The sequence below is a fragment of the Candidatus Acididesulfobacter guangdongensis genome, from assembly GCA_004195045.1.
Lineage (GTDB): Bacteria > SZUA-79 > SZUA-79 > Acidulodesulfobacterales > Acidulodesulfobacteraceae > Acididesulfobacter > Acididesulfobacter guangdongensis.
In genome coordinates this window covers 215,833-233,816 of sequence record SGBC01000002.1, presented here as the reverse complement: position 1 = coordinate 233,816, position 17,984 = coordinate 215,833, and the positions used below count along the sequence as shown (strand labels likewise).

15 protein-coding genes and 1 pseudogene are annotated in these 17,984 nt (G+C 35.0%); all 16 read right to left on the bottom strand.

Annotated elements, in window-relative coordinates; all coding sequences use genetic code 11:
* Positions 1–302 precede the first annotated feature (302 nt).
* The gene (locus tag EVJ46_05190; protein RZD16421.1) at positions 303–737 is read right to left on the bottom strand and encodes a hypothetical protein; all 435 of its coding nucleotides are present in this window, start codon (positions 735–737) and stop codon (positions 303–305) included.
* Between the two features lie 397 nt (positions 738–1,134).
* The gene (locus EVJ46_05185) at positions 1,135–2,106 is read right to left on the bottom strand and encodes an ABC transporter permease (protein RZD16420.1); all 972 of its coding nucleotides are present in this window, start codon (positions 2,104–2,106) and stop codon (positions 1,135–1,137) included.
* Between the two features lie 217 nt (positions 2,107–2,323).
* Positions 2,324–3,163 carry an ABC transporter permease gene (locus tag EVJ46_05180; GenBank protein ID RZD16419.1) on the bottom strand — a complete coding sequence of 280 codons (840 nt, stop codon included), beginning with the start codon at positions 3,161–3,163 and terminating at the stop codon, positions 2,324–2,326.
* A 151-nt stretch (positions 3,164–3,314) separates the two neighbouring features.
* Positions 3,315–3,995: a phosphate signaling complex protein PhoU gene (phoU, locus tag EVJ46_05175; GenBank protein RZD16418.1), complete on the bottom strand. Its 681-nt coding sequence runs from the start codon at positions 3,993–3,995 to the stop codon at positions 3,315–3,317.
* 164 nt (positions 3,996–4,159) lie between these two features.
* Positions 4,160–5,020: a phosphate ABC transporter ATP-binding protein gene (gene pstB, locus EVJ46_05170; protein ID RZD16417.1), complete on the bottom strand. Its 861-nt coding sequence runs from the start codon at positions 5,018–5,020 to the stop codon at positions 4,160–4,162.
* Positions 5,021–5,078: 58 nt separating this feature from the next.
* Positions 5,079–6,017, bottom strand: a complete 939-nt coding sequence (locus EVJ46_05165; GenBank protein RZD16416.1) for an ABC transporter permease subunit — start codon at positions 6,015–6,017, stop codon at positions 5,079–5,081.
* Positions 6,018–6,087: 70 nt separating this feature from the next.
* Entirely contained in the window at positions 6,088–7,050 is a 963-nt protein-coding gene (pstC, locus tag EVJ46_05160; protein RZD16415.1) for a phosphate ABC transporter permease subunit PstC, read from the bottom strand.
* Between the two features lie 466 nt (positions 7,051–7,516).
* Positions 7,517–8,560: a phosphate ABC transporter substrate-binding protein PstS gene (gene pstS, locus EVJ46_05155; protein ID RZD16643.1), complete on the bottom strand. Its 1,044-nt coding sequence runs from the start codon at positions 8,558–8,560 to the stop codon at positions 7,517–7,519.
* Between the two features lie 580 nt (positions 8,561–9,140).
* Positions 9,141–9,359: pseudogene (locus EVJ46_05150) on the bottom strand (hypothetical protein).
* 608 nt (positions 9,360–9,967) lie between these two features.
* On the bottom strand, positions 9,968–11,623 hold the full coding sequence (locus tag EVJ46_05145; GenBank protein RZD16414.1) for a hypothetical protein: 1,656 nt from the start codon (positions 11,621–11,623) through the stop codon (positions 9,968–9,970).
* Positions 11,624–12,063: 440 nt separating this feature from the next.
* Complete coding sequence (locus EVJ46_05140; GenBank protein RZD16413.1) at positions 12,064–13,059, bottom strand: UDP-3-O-acyl-N-acetylglucosamine deacetylase; 996 nt, start codon at positions 13,057–13,059, stop codon at positions 12,064–12,066.
* Between the two features lie 392 nt (positions 13,060–13,451).
* Positions 13,452–14,009, bottom strand: coding sequence for an epoxyqueuosine reductase QueH (locus tag EVJ46_05135; GenBank protein ID RZD16412.1), 558 nt, complete (start codon positions 14,007–14,009; stop codon positions 13,452–13,454).
* Positions 14,010–14,228: 219 nt separating this feature from the next.
* Entirely contained in the window at positions 14,229–15,338 is a 1,110-nt protein-coding gene (gene ruvB / locus EVJ46_05130; GenBank protein RZD16411.1) for a Holliday junction branch migration DNA helicase RuvB, read from the bottom strand.
* Positions 15,335–16,402 (bottom strand): Holliday junction branch migration protein RuvA, encoded by a 1,068-nt coding sequence (locus EVJ46_05125; GenBank protein ID RZD16410.1) that lies wholly within the window; start codon positions 16,400–16,402, stop codon positions 15,335–15,337. Before EVJ46_05125 ends, ruvB begins: the two co-directional genes overlap by 4 nt.
* Positions 16,403–16,591: 189 nt before the next feature.
* Positions 16,592–17,200: a crossover junction endodeoxyribonuclease RuvC gene (gene ruvC / locus EVJ46_05120; protein RZD16409.1), complete on the bottom strand. Its 609-nt coding sequence runs from the start codon at positions 17,198–17,200 to the stop codon at positions 16,592–16,594.
* Positions 17,184–17,921: a YebC/PmpR family DNA-binding transcriptional regulator gene (locus EVJ46_05115; protein RZD16408.1), complete on the bottom strand. Its 738-nt coding sequence runs from the start codon at positions 17,919–17,921 to the stop codon at positions 17,184–17,186. The genes ruvC and EVJ46_05115 overlap by 17 nt, the downstream gene beginning before the upstream one ends.
* Positions 17,922–17,984 lie beyond the last annotated feature (63 nt).

The following is a 17,984-nucleotide window of genomic DNA, read 5'->3' as shown; positions in this document are numbered from 1 at the left end:
TTAGTTAATTTATTTGCAGCACATATTATTTATAATACAATACAGTATTGCGCTCAGTTACCTTAATCCTGCAATATAAAGTTATCTACTCGGAAAAGGTGTCAGACACCTTTTCCTTCTTCAATTTCTTTCTTTCATCTCACCATCGTTAATATTGCATACAGTTAATGAAAAAGGTGTCAGACACCTTTTCCTTTTTCCTTTATCAACCTGCTTTTACAAGCCTACGGATTTATCCGCAGGTGGTTAACCTCACCTATCGTTAATATCGAATACAGTTAATAGACTAACAGATTGACAGGTTAATAGTTATCAGCGCTATTCTGGGATTGAGCGCCCGACGTATTTTTCTTTTTCAATATTCTTCTTAATGAAATATTGCCTTGGGTAGTAAAACTATGAGCGATAACAATACCGTGTTTAAAGGTTATATTCAGCTTTTCAGTTAATTTTCTTGTGGCGGACGTTAGTATTTCGTCTCCCATATGCACATATTTTTTATATCTGAATCTGTACTTATAGGTTTCAATACCGGGTTTGAGAATATTTTTTGAAATAGCCAGCGGCGGACCGTATATCGCAAGAATCTGCCTTTTTGTGGTAACTCCGTTAATTATTTTATTAACGGAAGAAGATATTATAGGTCTGCCCTGTATATTGCGCGTGGTAGCGCACCCTGAAAGCGCAAGAGCAGAAACCGCCATGATAGTAAATAGAATCAGTATTTTTTTATACATTTTCAATTCCTTCTTTTTAATTGTTAATTAGTGACCGACGCCATTTTTTACCATTTTTTAAACAACATCACAGCCGTGGTGCTATTTCTTCTAATCGAAACGGACGATATATGTTAAACAATCAGCGAGAGCTCAGCCTTAACCGTTTTTATATGTTAAACAGTTAACAAGAGCTTAGCCTTAACCGTTTTTATATGTTAAACAGTTAACAAGAGCTTAGCCTTAACCGTTTTTATATGTTAAACAGTTAACAAGAGCTTAGCCTTAACCGTTTTTATATGTTAAACAGTTAACAAGAGCTCAGCCTTAACCGTTTTTATACATCTTCAAATTATATCTCATTTTATTATCCTATTCAATTGTTAATTTATTTCGCATTGCATAAAGGACTTGCCGGTTATTTCCTTAGTCTGGGGTCAACTATGGCGTAGGCAACATCCGCTATTAAATTTCCGAGCAGTGTAAGCACCGCTCCTATGACGAGTATGCCCATTATAGTAGGATAATCACGCGCTAACACGCTCTGGTAAAAAAGCCTGCCCATGCCGTTTATATCAAAAATAGTTTCAATAATAACGCTTCCTCCTATAAGTCCGGGTACGCTTAAACCTAAAATAGTTATAAAAGGTATTAAAGCATTTTTTAAAGCATGTTTATATACCACAATATATTCTTTAAGTCCTTTAGCTCTTGCCGTCGTTATATATTCGCTTTTATAAACTTCCAGCATGTTACCCCTTAAATATCGGGAAAGTCCGGCTATACCGCCAAAACCGGCTACAAAAACAGGCATAATTAAATGTTTAGATATGTTTATAATTTTTCCCGCAGGAGATAAAAATCTGTAATTTAATGAAGTAATCCCTCCGATAGGCAGCCAGTGCAAATTAATTCCAAAAAAAATTATAAGTAGAAGAGCCACCCAGAACGAAGGAGCTGCGAAACCGATGAATACTATAACAGTAGATATTTTATCAAATAGCGAATTTTGTTTTACCGCAGAAATAGCGCCGATTGGAATAGAGAATATAAAAATAAAAATAAGCGCAAGCGAATTTATCAATATGGTTATACCTATCGTTCTTGATATTTCTTTAATAACCGGTTCATGGTCGGCGGTAAAAGACCTGCCGAAATTAAGCGTAGCTATCCGTTTAATCCAGCTGATATATTGAGATATCAGAGGCTTGTTTAACCCGTACAATTTTGCTAGCTGAAGCCTTGCGCCCATTGATACCTTCGGATTTAAGCCAAGCTGCTCGGTAAGGGGATTACCCGGAGCAAGATGAATAACAAAAAAAGATATCAGGGTTATGCCTATTAAAATAGGCAGCATAAAAACTAACCTTTTAAATATATAAACAGCCATAAAAGAGAATATAGTTAAATAAATTTAATTGAATTTAATAAAATGTAATAGAACATATCATAACAATGATTATATATGGCAGACTAAATTATATCCTTAATCCCGCAATAGAAAACTATTACTCGGAAAAGGTGTCTGACACCTTTTCCTTCTTCATCAAGTTAAATAAAATTAGATTAGCTTAGATTAAACAAAATAAAATTATATTGTATTAGATTTACCTTAAACTCCTGTTCACTTTCGGGTCAAGAGCGTCTCTCACCGCCTCGCCTATAAGATTAAAGCTCAATACTGTCATTAATATTGCAAGTCCCGGAAACAGCGTCAGCCACCAGGCAATCATTATATATGTTTTTCCCCTTGAGAGCATACCGCCCCAGCTCGCAGTAGGAGGCATGATTCCTATACCTAAAAACGCTAAAGATGCCTGAATTAAAATAGCCCCTGCAATGCCTAATGTTGCCGAAACTAATATCGGAGCTATGCAGTTTGGTAAAATCTCAGAAAAAATAATGTACAGATCGGAAGCGCCTGAAGCTTTTGCGGCGAGAACATAATCTTTCTGTCTGTTTTGTATAAATTCCGCCCTTACTATTCTTGCGACGCCCATCCATGAAGTTAATCCGATAATTATCATAATATTTATGATTGAAGGTTTTAATATAGCGCTTATAGCAAGAATAAGAAAAAACGAGGGAAACGTCAGCATTATATCAACAAACCTCATCAGCAGGCTGTCTATCAATCCGCTATAATATCCGGAGAATGCGCCTGTGATAACTCCGATAAATAATGAAATAGAAACTGCTATAAAACCTACTTCTATTGAAATTCTGCTGCCATATATAAGTCTGGAAAAAACATCCCGTCCAAGCTGGTCGGTTCCAAGCCAGTGGGTGAAGCTGGGAGGCTGAAGTATAGCATTTACATTTATTTTATCAGGGTTGTAAGGTGATATATAAGGAGCAAAAATAGCAGCAAATATAACTAATAAAATAAACAGAAGCGAAACTAAAGCCAATTTATTTCTTTTAAATGCACCTAAAAGCTCTTTCATCTATCTCTTTTATCTAATGATTCTAATTTATAACAATCTTTCTGATGCAGACAAACAAATTTGTTAGTTGCATAATTTCTCTATTCTTATCTATCATCTATCAGATATTTTTTCTATCTAAGCTAAACAATTCAATTATATCTATGTATAATTAAAATTCCGGAAGATTCCTTAAGGTTTTACCTAATTCCATATATAATAAAAGTTCCATAATTTTCTGCGCATGGTCGGCAAATCTTTCATATTTTCTTGCGATGAATATATAAGTAATATTGTTTTCTAATGAATTAAAGTTTTTAATTGAATTATTAATAATATCTACAATAATTTTATGGGAAAGAACGTCTATTACGTTTTCGTCTTTTATTATAATATCTTTAAGTTCCACATTTTCTCTGACGCCGTCCGCATACATTTTAATGGCGAGTTTGAGCATTTCATCGCCTCTGTCGGCAACATCTTTGAAATAAGAATATATGCATTTAAATTCTTCCGAAGAAGATTCTCCGTCGGTTAATTTTAATCCTATCTGACAGATAGAAGCGCATAAATCTCCCATTCTTTCAAGGTCGGTAATAATTTTCATCGAGGTAGTAATAAACATAAGGTCTGCCGCTTCAGGCTGATACAACGCCAAAAGCCTTATACAATTTTCATTTATATTTACTTCCATTGAATTAATCTGCAAATCATTTTTTATAGCAAGCTCTGCAATTTCCTTGTCTTTTTCGAACAAAAATTTTGTCGCTCTATTCAACTGACTGTTAACTAACTCGCTCATATCTACTATGCTTTTTTTTAAGTTTATGAGCTCTCTATCAAGAATATTCATAAAATATAACCTCTGATAAAATTAATATACAAATAAGACAAGATTAACCGGATAAGATTAAATTAGATTACTAGATTAATCAAATTAGATTAATAATTTAAACATTAAAAATTTAGAAACTATTATATAATATTAAACAAGTATTATAAATAGATTAAAATAAATTAAAATCTGTTTGTAATAAAATTTTCTGTTCTCTTATCTTTCGGTCTGGTAAAAAAATCTCCGGATTTGCTAAATTCTATAAGTTCACCATTTAGAAAAAATCCGCTGTAATCGGATATTCTGCCTGCCTGCTGAATATTATGGCTCACTATTATTATAGTATAAAATTTTTTAAAATTTGCAATCAAATCCAGTATAGTGGCGGTAGACGCAGGGTCTAAATATGCCGTGGGCTCATCCATAAGCAGTACAGACGGATTAGTTGCGATCGCTCTTGCAATACACAATCTCTGCTGCTGTCCTCCTGACAGTGAAAAAGCGTTTTTATGAAGTTTATCTTTTACTTCATCGAACAATCCCGCATATTTTAAACATTTTTCAACCCTTTCAGCAATAAATTGTTTATTTTTTATGCCGTGTATCTTTAATCCGAAAGCTACATTTTCAAATATAGTTTTCGGAAACGGATTTGGATTTTGAAAAACCATTCCTACATTTCTTCTGAGTTCTACAACGTCAATCGACTTGCCGTATATATTTTTTCCGTCTAGCAGAACTTCTCCTTTAAGCTTTGAGCCTTCTGTATAATCGTTCATTCTGTTGAGCGTTCTTAAAAAAGAAGATTTTCCGCAGCCCGAAGGACCTAATATTGTACATACAGAATTTTTTTTGAAAAATAAATTAATATCTTTTAAAAGATGATAATCTCCATAATAAAAATTAAGATTTTTCACTTCAATTTTAATTTCTTCTTTAATGTTATCTACCGCATTATCTATATTGTTTTTATCAATATTATTAATATTATTAATATTGTTAATATTATTAATATTATTGTTGTTGTTATAAATTTCAGCCATTATATTATACAACCTTTTTTGTATTTATATTAATTTGATATTGTTTGTTGATATTTTCCTACAGCATTTCAAAAATCTTCACCGTAACCCAGCTTATAAGCCTCATTCCGATATCAAGCGCAAAAACAAAAAACAGCAGAACAACCGAAGCCGCTTCTGCTTTATAGTGCAGAATACGGGACGGTTCATGAATATAAATAAAAATAAGCATTGCCAAGTCTCCGACTGCTCCCCCCGGACCTGTAATTCCTGTAGGCATACCTGTATTATAATAATTTGTAAAAAGCAGCGGAGCGGTCTGTCCGATGATATTAAGAACGCCGAGAAGCACGGCTGTAAATATCCCTCCCATAGCCGCTTTAACTATTACAGATTTGGTAGCCTGCCATTTCGTAGCGCCCATAGCCAGCGCCCCTTCTATATATGACGCCGGAATGCGGTTAACTGCCTGTTCCGTTAAAAGCGTTACTATAGGGGTCATTATAAAACCCAAAGTAAGTCCGGCGGCAAGTGCAGAAAATCCAAAATGAAATCCCAATCCGGCATTTGTGGAAAAAATGTAAAAACCCATTATTCCCCAGACTACCGACGGTATTCCTATCATAAGTTCGTTTAGAAGTCTTATTATGCTGTTAGTTCTTTTTTTGCCGAAAAGCGACAAATATAATCCCGAACCTATTCCAAGCGGCACCGCAAGGCAGGAAGCTATTATGACAAGATAAAAATCTCCTATTATAGCATTTAAAATTCCGCCTTTCGCCCCTATCGGAAATCCTGACGGCATGGTAGAAATAAAATTCCAGTTAAGATATTTATATCCTATGATAAGAGCGCTGTAAATTATGTGAAAAACAGGAAAAGCCCCTATTATAAAGGCAAGCGCCGCAGATGCGTAAGCTATTCTGTTATATATTTTTTTTCTTTTTATATAAGACTTATTTACCGGAAAATAATTTCCTGAGTCTTCCGTCTTTTTATTATTTTCTTTTTCTGTCATATTTTATAATATTTTGTCATATAGAGCAGTGAGTATAATCAGTATAATATAGAACATATATTAACTGAGATCAACCGCCGCCAAACTGGGTTCTGGATAGTTTTCCGCCGATAACTTTCTGCAAAACATTTCTGCCGATTATATTTACGATAAGACTAATTAAAAGCAGTATCAACGCAAGAGCTACCTCGCTTGACGCGTAAATTGGACTTATCACGGCAAATGTAAAAGTATTGGCAAGCAAGGCGGAGATAGTATATCCGACGCCAAATATAGATTTCGGAATTATAGCCTGATTTCCTATAAGCAGCACGACTGCTATCGTTTCACCGACTGCCCTGCCAAATCCTAATATTATGCCTCCGTATATGCCTCTGTATGAAAAAGGCAAAGATACGTCTTTAATTACATCAAGTCTCGTAGCGCCCATAGCCAGCGCACCGTCTTTTGTTATCTTAGGAACGGCGGCGAGTGCGTCTTTTGTAATGGACGCTATAATAGGCACAACCATAAAAGCCACAACTATAGAGGCTGCCAGTATGCCGTATCCGATATTCTCGGTAACTTTTAAAAACGGTACGTTGGAAAAATGCGCTTCAAAAAAAGGTTCTATATTTCTTCTAAGCCAGGGTACAATGGTAAGAACGCCCCAGACACCAAAAATAACGCTTGGAATACCGGCTAAAATCTCAATGATAATGGTAAAAAAACCTTTTAAAAATTTTGGGCAGTATTCTTCAAGAAAAATGCCTATTCCAAGGCTTAACGGTATTGCAAACATTAAAGCAATAATCGTTACCATGAACGTTCCCGCAACGAAAGTAGCGGCTCCGAAAATCTCTTTAGGAGGATTCCATTCTTTTGTCCATAAAAATGCTATTCCAAAGCGGCTGACTGCAGGATAGCTGTAATATAATATGATAGCTACAACTGTGATAAAAATTAATATTATTCCAAAAATAAAAATAGAAAGAATAAATTTGAATAAATCGTCTTTATATTTTAGTTTTAGTTTCAGATTTAGTTTTGCCATTTTTAAATTATAGATTTTATTAGAACATATTTCAAGAAATTTTTAAATATACATATTTGCACATGCATATACATAAGCAAATTCATGATAAATGTCTATATATAATATACGTAACTAAATAAAAATAAAAAAACAAATATATAATGAATATAAAAAGATTAATATACAAATATATAAAAAAACAAAAAAAATTAATATACAGAGATAGATATACATAAAAAAAACAAAAAAATTAATAAATACATATATAAAAAAATAAATATAAATAAAATACCCCTAATTTATATATGTTTATAAAAAAGGGGTATTTAATTTACTGCTTTCTATCTATGTGCCAACTTACTTTTAAAAGTTTAATTAAAATTATGCCATAAATTAAATGGGTTAACTGCTTATTGCTTATGCCTGCAATCTTATCTGTAATCTCTGTAATCTAATTTATGGTTTAATTTATTGTTTAATTTTACTATTTTACTTCTGAAAGCAATTTTTTAACGTTGCCCATTACAGATTTTGGCAAAGGGGCAAATCCTGTCTTTACAGTGTATTTAGAATCCTGTCCAGGTCCTAATGCCCAATTTACAAGATTTTTAATTATTTTTGTAGTATTTGGGTTAGTCTGTTTTTTTCTTATCATCCAGAACTCAAAATTAGAATCCGGATATGCATTCTTTGCGCTTACGTTCCAGACTATAGATCTGTCAAAATCGGCTGGAAAACTGCCGCTTTTAAGGGCAGAATTACCGGCTGCCGCAATTGTTTTAACAGAACCGACAATATATTTGCCAGCTTTATTCTGCATAGCAGCGCTTGAAAGATGGTATTCCAATATCCATCCTAGTCCTACATAACCTATAGCGCCTTTTGTGCTTCTAACTGCAGACACAACGGCATCGCTGCCCAGATAGCCGCTTCCTGTCGGCCAGCTCGGCGATAAACTTCTGCCTACTTTTTTTGCCCATGTTTTTGATGTGTCAGTTAAAAGGCTCGTAAAGTCAAAAGTCGTTCCGCTTGCATCGGCTCTATGAACGACGAAGATATGAAGATTGGGAAATTTATACTTCGGATTTAGTTTTTTAAATATCGGATTATCCCAGTTGTTAATTTTACCAAGATAAATATCGGCTACCAACTTAGGCGTCATTTTAAGATTTACTTTTTTAGGTATGCCGGGGATATTATAAATCACCTGCGCATCATCAAGAGCGACAGGAACATTTACTAAATCAGGATATCTTTTTTTAAAGGCTTTGGTAAGATACGCATCGGAAGCGCCTATTGTAATGTTGCCATCTGCGGCATTTGATATTCCGAAACCGGAGCCTGTGCCTGCAACAGAAACTGTGACGTTAGAATGAATTTTATGATACTGTACAGCCCATACGCTGTTTAACGGATAAAGCATCGTCGAGCCGGAGATAGTAATTGTTCCGGAAGGGACACTTGAAACAGATTTTGCGGAATGCGGCGTTTTACTTTTGGCGCATCCTGTCAAAGCAGCGGTTATCATAACAATAAACATTGCCGCATAAAGTACGTAAGCTTTTCTTTTTGTTAATTGAAATCTCATTAATTTACTCTCCTCTTAATAAAATAGTTAAACGAAATTCTTAATTTTGATTAATTAATGTTGTGCTTAATAACCTATAAAGCTATCATATCAAATTTATTGTTACAGTTTTGTTACATTTATGTTAAATTTTTGTTACAGTTTTTAATTAAGGAGATGAATAAATTTGTATTTAATTAATATTTATAATAAAGATTAATTTATGGCAGCATAATTAATGGCAGATTAATGAATAACAAATTAACAGATTATTTAACAGAACCATTGTAATTTGATTATACAGGATTGTACGCTAAAGCCTTCTGAAAGCGGTCTGAAGGATTGACCGTAAAATTATCAACAGGGGGGCGGGCGTAAAAAAAGATTCAAATTAATCGGCGTCTGTACCGGCTTGTTAAAATAAACCTAAAAGTTTAAAGAATGCGCCCAACACGCCAAGCACGGATATTGCTATGGCTATCGAAAACATTTTAATTGTAAAATTCCGCTGGTCTCTATCTCTATATTCCAATTTATCCCCAAGTTTGTCGATAGAACCAATAATCTGCTCGAACCTTCTGTCTATTTGTTCAAAACGCTTATCTACCTGCTCAAAGCGCTGGTCAATCTGCTCGAAACGTTTATCTACCTGTTCAAACCGTTTATCTACCTGTTCAAACCGTTTATCTACCTGTTCAAACCGTTTATCTACCTGTTCAAAACGTTTATCTACCTGCTCAAAACGTTTATCTACCTGCTCGAAACGTTGGTCGACACGATCAAATCTTTTATCTACCTCGGTAAACCGCCTATTAACATCTTCCTTAAAATCTCTTATTTGATATCTGTCTGCTTCTTGATTTCTTCTAACTTCATCTATCTGAGTTTGAAGATGGTCAAATCGCGCATCGAAATATTTTGTATTCGGAACTATGCCGGATATAAAGGTTAAAACTTCATTAGGGTATGAAAAATAGTTTTTATCATTATTTTTGCTGTCTTTTTCATTATGCGCAGTCTCTGTCATAGTATGCCTCCAATCATTATCTTTATAAATTATAACATTAAGAGCATTAATTTCAAAATTTAAATTCTCAACTAATGCGCTTTTAGTAATTATTATATCAAAAAGATGTTGAAGAACTATGACGTAAATGTTAAAAATAAGTTAATTATTTGTTGCAATTTTGTGAAGTTTAGCGGGAAATAGAGTCTGGAACGAAGTAATATTAATAAATGAATCGAAATAAATCGAAATAAATAAATCAGATACCTAATGCAAAGGAAATAAAAAAACCCGAAGTTATTAGCTTCGGGTTTTTTTATTAATTATTGTTTATATCTAAAAGATATTCAACAGCTATATAATTAGAAGTTCCAAGAAATATCGCTTCCAAGAGCAGTTATATCTTTTGTTTCAGCACCGGCAAATGTTCCACTTGAATTAACAGACTCAACACCTGCGCCGGTCCAGACATAAGAGCCCCATGCCTGGAAAGCTAATGTTTTTGTAAAATGATGCGTAAAGTTAAGGTCAAATTCAGTTCCGATATCTGAACCGCCGAATTCCTGCTGTCCGTTAATCGTATCATGAAGCCATGCTGCATGAATTAAAGATTCTTTTAAGGTATTGCTTGACGGTAAATATTCCCTTGCGTCAACCATAATTACATATTTATCGGCAAGATTCGGTCCGACCGATTCGCCTGCAAGGCCACCGTAAATGTAATTTTGGCCAGGGGCAGTAAACTGAATCGGCTGCCATGAAGAACCTATAACATCGCCGAATAAAGTTTTTGTATTCTGAACTGTAGAATAGTATGTAAAATTATAGTCACCACTTGCTATAGGAGCACCCACGCCAAATTTTAAGCCTACAGACATTGGCGTTGCGGTATGCAGCATCGTAGAACCGGTTAGATACAAGTCATACGAATTAATTCCGTCATACTGATTTTGTCCGTTAGGTTGAACGGGCAAATAATTAAATCCATCATGTATTGATTGATTTGAGTCAATAATTCTGCCTCTGAAATAATCTGCTTCTAGTCCGAACTTCGTTCCTGCATTTGAGTATTTTACGCTTACGCCGCCGAAAGTAATATTAGCGGTAGGTTGAATTGAACCTATGCTAGATGCTGTAGTAAAAGAAGTGGTCGTACCGCCAGTATAAGCAGTGTTCGCAGATGTCAATCCTGCTTCAAACTGGTTCAAATGCGCTTCTGTAAGCCATGCGCTGTACGAAGCATGGTCAACCGGTTTCATCGTCATAACTTCAATAGTTGGTATCGTTCCCATCTGAATATGCGTATATCCTTCCGTTGCCGGAGGATAATATCCTTCAGTAGTTCCGGAAATCGAACAATCTGTACTAGGAAAAGGCCCAGCAGGTGTAGTCGACGTGCATGCTGTCGTATCATACGCGCTCACTTCGCTACCAAATAATGTTCCTGCAAAAATTCCGATATTGCCTAACGGAATGAAATCGCCCAAACCGTCCGCATTGGTGTTAACTGCGACACCTAGACCGAACTTTACAGGCATTCTGCCGAACATAATCGCGCCTACCGGAGTGATTAATCTGATGTATGCCTGTCTCAAGCCGAATGTGTTAAAATCGTTGTTAAAACCGGTAGGAGCAGGGGTTCCGCCCAACATATAATAGCCGTTGGTGCCGTAGCCGTCTGTTATACCGTTATAAGAATTTGTTAAATCCATCTGGACCGCCAGCATTGCAAGCGGCATACCATGAGCTAATTTGTCGTAGCTTACAGTTGAGTTTAATCTTAATCTCTGTAAAAAAGCCTCATAGGTGTTTTTGTTAGGGCTCTGGTTAGCTACAAACGCCTGAGCCTGATTCTGTGCCCATTCGCCTATCGCGAGATACTGCCCGTTTAACGAAAACGATACCCCCGCCTTATTTGCCTGTGAAGCGGCAAAAGAAGGCGTAGCCATCATAGTAACAGCTAGAAAGCCGGCTAACGCAACAATAAACGCCGCCGACAAAATCGATTTGCTTCTCATCTTTACCTCCGTTTTTGATTTTAAATTTTTAAAAATTTTAATAAACTTTTTTTTAATTAATCTAACTTAATTTAATTAAATGTTAATTAAATGAACAGTAAAATTTCTTTTGTTTAAGTATAATTTTTATCACGACATTAATTAAATGTCAAGTATTTTTAAAAAATCTGCAGCAAAATTGCCAAACTTAAGCAAATATCCAATAAATTAATATATTTACGTAAAATATATTTACGTAAAAAATTTAAAAATTTATATAAAACATCACTCCGCCGGAATTTTTACGTAACTAAAAATATATATAATATATTAAATTATAATTTAATAATTTACAACATAAAATAAAAATTTACAATACAATAATGCTGCAAGTTAAATATAATTTATATAATTTAAACAATTTTATACAATTTAAAAAACGGCGGACTATACCTATAACGCTAACAGTTTACTAATAAGCCGTCCAGCTGATATGCTTTTCCGTATGCCCGAACTTTACCGCTGCCGCTGTCGGCTTTCTTGTTATTTTTATTCAGGCGCAGTTCCGGTTTATTATCGTCTATAGCTTTTACGAGCTTTGCGTTCATATCGTGACCTGTTTTTTTTGCTACTACCTTTCCTTTAATTCTATAACCTGACAAATAAAGGTCTCCGATTAAATCTAATACCTTATGCCTTATAAATTCGTCCTTGTATCGCAGTCCTTCTTTATTTAACACCCCTGTTTCGTTCAGGACAAGCGCATTATCGAGACTTCCGCCCAGCGCAAGACCATTTTTCTTTAATAGTTCAACCTCTTTTAAAAAACCGAATGTCCTTGCTTTAGATATTTCTGTATAAAAATTAGCCGTATTTATCTGCGATTCAAATAATCCGGAACCGACAAAAGGGTGATTAAAATCCATTGAATACGATATTTCGAAATCATCTGCAGGATAAACGGCAATAGAATAATTATTTTCTTCCGTCATCCCTGCCGGAGCAATTATAATAGGCTCCAGTATTTCAAGATATTTTCTTTTTGCTCTTAATCTCTTTATCCCGCTTTCGTTAATTGCTTCGTAATATACCTTTGCGCTTCCGTCAAGAGCCGGTATTTCTTCGCCGTAAACCTCTATGACCGCATTGTCGATGCCTGTCCCCCATAGCGCAGACATAAGGTGTTCGACCGTAGATATGCAGACTCCGTTCTTGCCGACGCTTGTCCTCAAGTTTGTAGAGCAGATATTCTGAGAATCGGCCTTTATCAAAACAGGCGACGGGAGGTCTTTTCTTATGAAAGTAATCCCGCTTCCTGCAGGCGCAGGTTTTATGATGATAGACACTTCCTTTCCAGAATGAAGCCCCACTGATTTAAGACAAACAATATTTTTGATTGTATTCTGATATTCGTTTGTTTCGACTATAGCAGTTTTTGTTATTTTTTTGTCTTCCATTTTTTAATTCCTTATATTATATATCCTTAATTATATATTCTTAGTATGATTATATATTCTTATATGTTATCTTCAATACTTCACGATAATGTATAATGCAATTATCGTGCCACAATTGCTTAAACTTTAGTAGAAATTGACAAAATTTTATATTCTAACTTAACCGTTTGATTATATTATAATATTAAAAAATAATAAGCAGGAGGCAATGTCCGTATTGAAGAAATATCGAAAAAGCATTAAATAAATATTGAAGAAAATATATAAATAATTTTATTTATGGGAAATTATCTGCACATTTTTTATTGCAGCCGAATATTTATGTGAGAAATACTTTTCTCACATATCTATTATCTATCCTAATTCTGAGCCTAATCCCAATCCCGCATATTTCATCCAAGCGCATGTTTACGCTCTTTTTTATAAAATCTTTCTTTTTCGCTGTAAATGCATCCGCAGTAATTCTGCCTGTAAAGATTATTTGCATGCGATAATTCAATGCCTTCCTTGTAGCCCTCTCTGAAATCTCTGTAATAAAATTTTACGCCGTATTTCTTTTCTAAATTAAACCCGGTTTCTTTTATGAAATCATGCTTCTGATGTTTACTGTACAAAAGCGTTGTGCTGAAATAATCAAATTTTGACGACCGTGCAAGCGCTGCAGTTTTTTCAAGTCTTGAGCTCAGACAGTAATAGCAGCGGTTTTCTTCCCTGAATACGACGGAGCGCAGGAATTCTTCCATTCCGTATTCTTTTTCGTAAATAACTTTCAAACCGGAACTTTCGGAAAAATTCTTCAGCGTGCTTTGCCGTTTTAAATATTCTGTATATGGATGAATATTTGGATTATAGAAATATCCTATCACAACGTCAAATTTGTCTTTAAGCGATTTATAAGGATACATCAGACAAGGCGCGCAGCAGATGTGCAGTAGCAGTTTTCCGTTCATAATTTATCTATTTTATTTATTAATATATCTATCATATCTATATATATATCTATGTCTGTAACTGTATCTGTGATATCTATTTATTATATTATTTATTATAACTGTATCTGTGATATCTATTTATATTATTTATTTTTTATGCTGATTATTTTAGTTTAACTATTTTTATTTTAGTCTGTCTATTTTTATTTATTGATTTTATGTTTATATCTATATAACTTACAATAATGAATCTTCCTTTATTATATTAAAATGTTTATATGCGCTTTCTGTTGCTATTCTGCCCTTTTTAGTTCTGGCTATAAGTCCGCAGGATACTAAATACGGTTCTATTACTTCTTCCAGTGTTCCTTTTTCATCGTTCATCGCCTGAGCCAGCGTATCAACGCCGACAGGACCGCCCGCAAATTTGTTTATAAGCGTACGCAGAAAAAATTTATCGTTATCGTCTAAACCGAGTTCGTCGATACCAAGCTTGTCTATACCGTACCTTGCTACTGCCAGCGTTATAGAATCTTGCTTAAGATGCAGCATATAATCCCTTAGTCTTCTGATCATTTTGTTTGCTATACGAGGCGTACCTCTGCTGCGGCGTGCAATTTCTTCGGCGGCTTTTTTTTCAACCGGAATTTTATATATTGAAGCAGACCTGATTATAATTTCGGTTAATTCCTCAATGTCGTAATATTCAAGTCTTGCGGCAAAACCGAAGCGGTCTCTCAGCGGCGACGGAATAAGCCCTGCTCTCGTCGTTGCGCCTATGAGCGTAAAACGGGGCAACGAAAGTCTTATTGATTTTGCGGACGGTCCTTCGCCTATGACAATATCTAATCGAAAATCTTCCATTGCAGGGTAAAGCATTTCTGCAACAGGTTTTGGCAATCTGTGAATTTCGTCAATAAAAACAATATCTCCCTCGCCTATTGAAGACAGAATAGAGGCTACGTCTCCGGTTTTTTCTATTGAAGGTCCAGATGTTGTTTTTATATTAACCCCAAGCTCTTTTGCTATTATTGTTGCCAGAGTGGTTTTTCCCAATCCGGGCGGACCAAAAAACAGAAGGTGGTCTAAATCGTATTTTCCCGTTTTGGCTTTTCTTTTTTTTGCGCCGTTTATGAAAATAAGAAGATTTTCTTTCAGTTTAGTCTGACCTATATATTCTTTAAAACTTAAAGGTCTTACGGGATTATCGTTAAGCGCCGAGTTTATGCAATCGTCGTCGTCTGCGTAATCTGCAGTACCATTATCGTTAATATTATTATTGCTGCCGCCGTAATCGGCATCGGCATCGGCGCTTTTTTTTATGAAATCTTTCTTATATGAACTCATGATGATATTTTATTTTTATATATATGTTTAAGACATTCTTTGAGCAGATTTTCAGTATTAATTTCACAGATATAAACCGCTTCGGCTCCCGCATCGGCAATTTGGCTTTGCTCTTGCATTTCTTGCATCGCTTTACTTGTGCAACTCGCCAGTTCAATAGAATCAGCCATAGAATATCCCAAAGCATTTAACGCCAGAGCCGTTTCATAAATAATATTTTTGCCCGTGCTATTGCCGTTATTATTGCCCTTATCATTGCCGTTATTATTATCCCTATCATTATTATTATTGTTAGGATTTTTAGCAGAACTGTTCAAACTGCCGCCAAGACTGTTATTTAGAATGACTGAGGAACTGCCGTTATGCCCATGATTGAGCCCGTCATTGAGACTGCCGTTAATACTGCAGCTATTTTCGCTTTCGCTGTTTTTTTTATCGGCGCTGCCGCTAACATCTGCAATGCCGCCTGCAACATCTATGCTGACGTCACTGTTCCGATTTTTACTGCCGCCGTTTATATCATAATTGCTGTTCATGATGCTTGTAATATTTCCGATACTTGCGGCTTCAACATCTTTAAACGAATTAAATCTTTTGACTATTTTATTTTTCAGTCCGGATACTATTCTTTCCGCCGTTAGAGTTCCTATACCTTTAATTGAAGACAGTCCCGTAATGTTTTTAGTTAATACAAGGTTAATAAAATCATCTGCCTTTATGTTTGAAAGAATGGTTACGGCAAGTTTAGGTCCTATGTCTTTTGTATCTAATAATATGCTGAAAAGTTCTCTCTGAGTAAAATTAGGAAATCCGTAAAGAACGATTCTGTCTTCGCGAACATAAGTGTATATAAAAAAAGACGCACATTGATTCAAACCTGAATTGCTGGCGTAATAGCTGTCACTGCTATGGCTTCCGTTATGATTCTGCTGAACGCAAAACTGTGAAAAATACATCTGATTAACAGGAAGAAGGATTTCATATCCGACCCCTTGCACATCTAAAATAACAAGTGATTTTTCTATATCGGAATAAATTATATTGCCGCGCAAAAAAGCTATCATCTAATTTAATTCTAAATTCTAATTGATAATTAATCGGATTATCCGGTTATTTTGTTATTAATTTATTTTGTTATTATGTTATTGATTTATTTAGCCGTTAGTTATTTGGCTATTTAGCTATTTAGTTATATGGTTATTTAGCTATTTAGTCATTTAGTTATATGGCTATTTAGCTATATGGTTATTTAGCTAAACATAATTTGACATATCGGTAGCGCAGCATATGGCGGCGCTCAGAGCGTCTGAAACATTATTATTAAGAGGTTTGGCGTCTTTACCGCAATTTTTTCCGTTTTCGATATTGCCTGCGACATCAATATCATTCAATTCTTTTATAAAATTATAAACCATTCTGCGTACAGCTTCTTTATCAGCTCCGCCGTAACCTGCGACATTTTTTTTTATATACCTCGGCGCATATTCTTTCAGACTGATGCCGTATAATGAGGATAGCAGGCATATAGCGCCTCGGGCTTGCGAAAGTTTAATCAGCGAAGAAGGGTTTAAACCTAAAAAAACTGATTCTATAACCATAATTGCAGGGCGATACTCCTCAATTATCTGTTTTAGTTCATTAAAAATCAGAGCCAGATTATTCGGATAGGAATATTTTTTTGCATCAATAAGTCCGACAGAAACTAACTTTATTTTTCTGCCGAATTGAACAGAATCTAAAATGCCCCATCCGGTATATATTGAACCCGGGTCAATTCCTATAATTCTTATTGAATCATTAATATTATTAATATCGCTAATATTATTAACGCTGCAGGAACATCTGCTATTCTTCTTTATCATCGATTATATCAAAATTTGCATTAACATTCTGAATACCTTCAATTTCTTCAAGAGCGTCTAAAAGTTTAATCATCTGTTCCGATTCTTTTCCCTGAAGTTCAATATAAGTTTGCGGGATATATGTGACCTCTGCAAACTTCACAGTCATTTTCTTATCTTCAAACGCTTTTTTAATATCTTCAAAATCCTTAGGGTCGGTAGTTACTATTATTTCATCTTCTTCCGTTTTAACGTCTTCGGCTCCAAGTTCCAGCGCAGTCTCCATTATATCATCTTCTGCATATTTTGAAGCATCAAATCCAAGCGTTCCTTTTTTATTAAACATCCATGCAACGCAGCCGGATTCTCCCAGACTTCCGCCGTGTCTTGAAAGCGCATATCTTAATTCGGAAACCGTCCTGTTTTTATTATCTGTCAGAACTTCAATCAGTATGGCGACGCCCGCAGGACCGTAGCCTTCATAAATCAACTCTTCGTATGAATCTCCTTCAAGCTCGCCTGCTCCTTTTTTTATGGCTCTTTCTATATTTTCTTTAGGCATATTATTTGCCTTAGCTTCGTCAATAGCAAGTCTGAGGCGCGGATTAGAAGAAGGGTCTTTTCCTCCTATTCGTGTTGCCGTAATCATTTCCCTTATAATATTAGTAAATATTTTTCCTCTTTTTGCGTCTATCGCGCCTTTTTTTCTTTTAATGGTGCTCCACTTGCTATGACCAGACATAAAAATCCTCCAAAAATAAAATTTTTTTCCTGCAAAAGCTATAAAACTGTTTTATGATTACAA

Excerpts from the sequence above, each read along its gene's own strand:
- EVJ46_05190 (RZD16421.1), bottom strand. The coding sequence starts at position 737 with ATGTATAAAAAAATACTGATTCTATTTACTATCATGGCGGTTTCTGCT.
- EVJ46_05185 (RZD16420.1), bottom strand. The coding sequence starts at position 2,106 with ATGGCTGTTTATATATTTAAAAGGTTAGTTTTTATGCTGCCTATTTTA.
- EVJ46_05180 (RZD16419.1), bottom strand. The coding sequence starts at position 3,163 with ATGAAAGAGCTTTTAGGTGCATTTAAAAGAAATAAATTGGCTTTAGTT.
- phoU (RZD16418.1), bottom strand. The coding sequence starts at position 3,995 with ATGAATATTCTTGATAGAGAGCTCATAAACTTAAAAAAAAGCATAGTA.
- pstB (RZD16417.1), bottom strand. The coding sequence starts at position 5,020 with ATGGCTGAAATTTATAACAACAACAATAATATTAATAATATTAACAAT.
- EVJ46_05165 (RZD16416.1), bottom strand. The coding sequence starts at position 6,017 with ATGACAGAAAAAGAAAATAATAAAAAGACGGAAGACTCAGGAAATTAT.
- pstC (RZD16415.1), bottom strand. The coding sequence starts at position 7,050 with ATGGCAAAACTAAATCTGAAACTAAAACTAAAATATAAAGACGATTTA.
- pstS (RZD16643.1), bottom strand. The coding sequence starts at position 8,560 with ATGATAACCGCTGCTTTGACAGGATGCGCCAAAAGTAAAACGCCGCAT.
- EVJ46_05145 (RZD16414.1), bottom strand. The coding sequence starts at position 11,623 with ATGAGAAGCAAATCGATTTTGTCGGCGGCGTTTATTGTTGCGTTAGCC.
- EVJ46_05140 (RZD16413.1), bottom strand. The coding sequence starts at position 13,059 with ATGGAAGACAAAAAAATAACAAAAACTGCTATAGTCGAAACAAACGAA.
- EVJ46_05135 (RZD16412.1), bottom strand. The coding sequence starts at position 14,009 with ATGAACGGAAAACTGCTACTGCACATCTGCTGCGCGCCTTGTCTGATG.
- ruvB (RZD16411.1), bottom strand. The coding sequence starts at position 15,338 with ATGAGTTCATATAAGAAAGATTTCATAAAAAAAAGCGCCGATGCCGAT.
- EVJ46_05125 (RZD16410.1), bottom strand. The coding sequence starts at position 16,402 with ATGATAGCTTTTTTGCGCGGCAATATAATTTATTCCGATATAGAAAAA.
- ruvC (RZD16409.1), bottom strand. The coding sequence starts at position 17,200 with ATGATAAAGAAGAATAGCAGATGTTCCTGCAGCGTTAATAATATTAGC.
- EVJ46_05115 (RZD16408.1), bottom strand. The coding sequence starts at position 17,921 with ATGTCTGGTCATAGCAAGTGGAGCACCATTAAAAGAAAAAAAGGCGCG.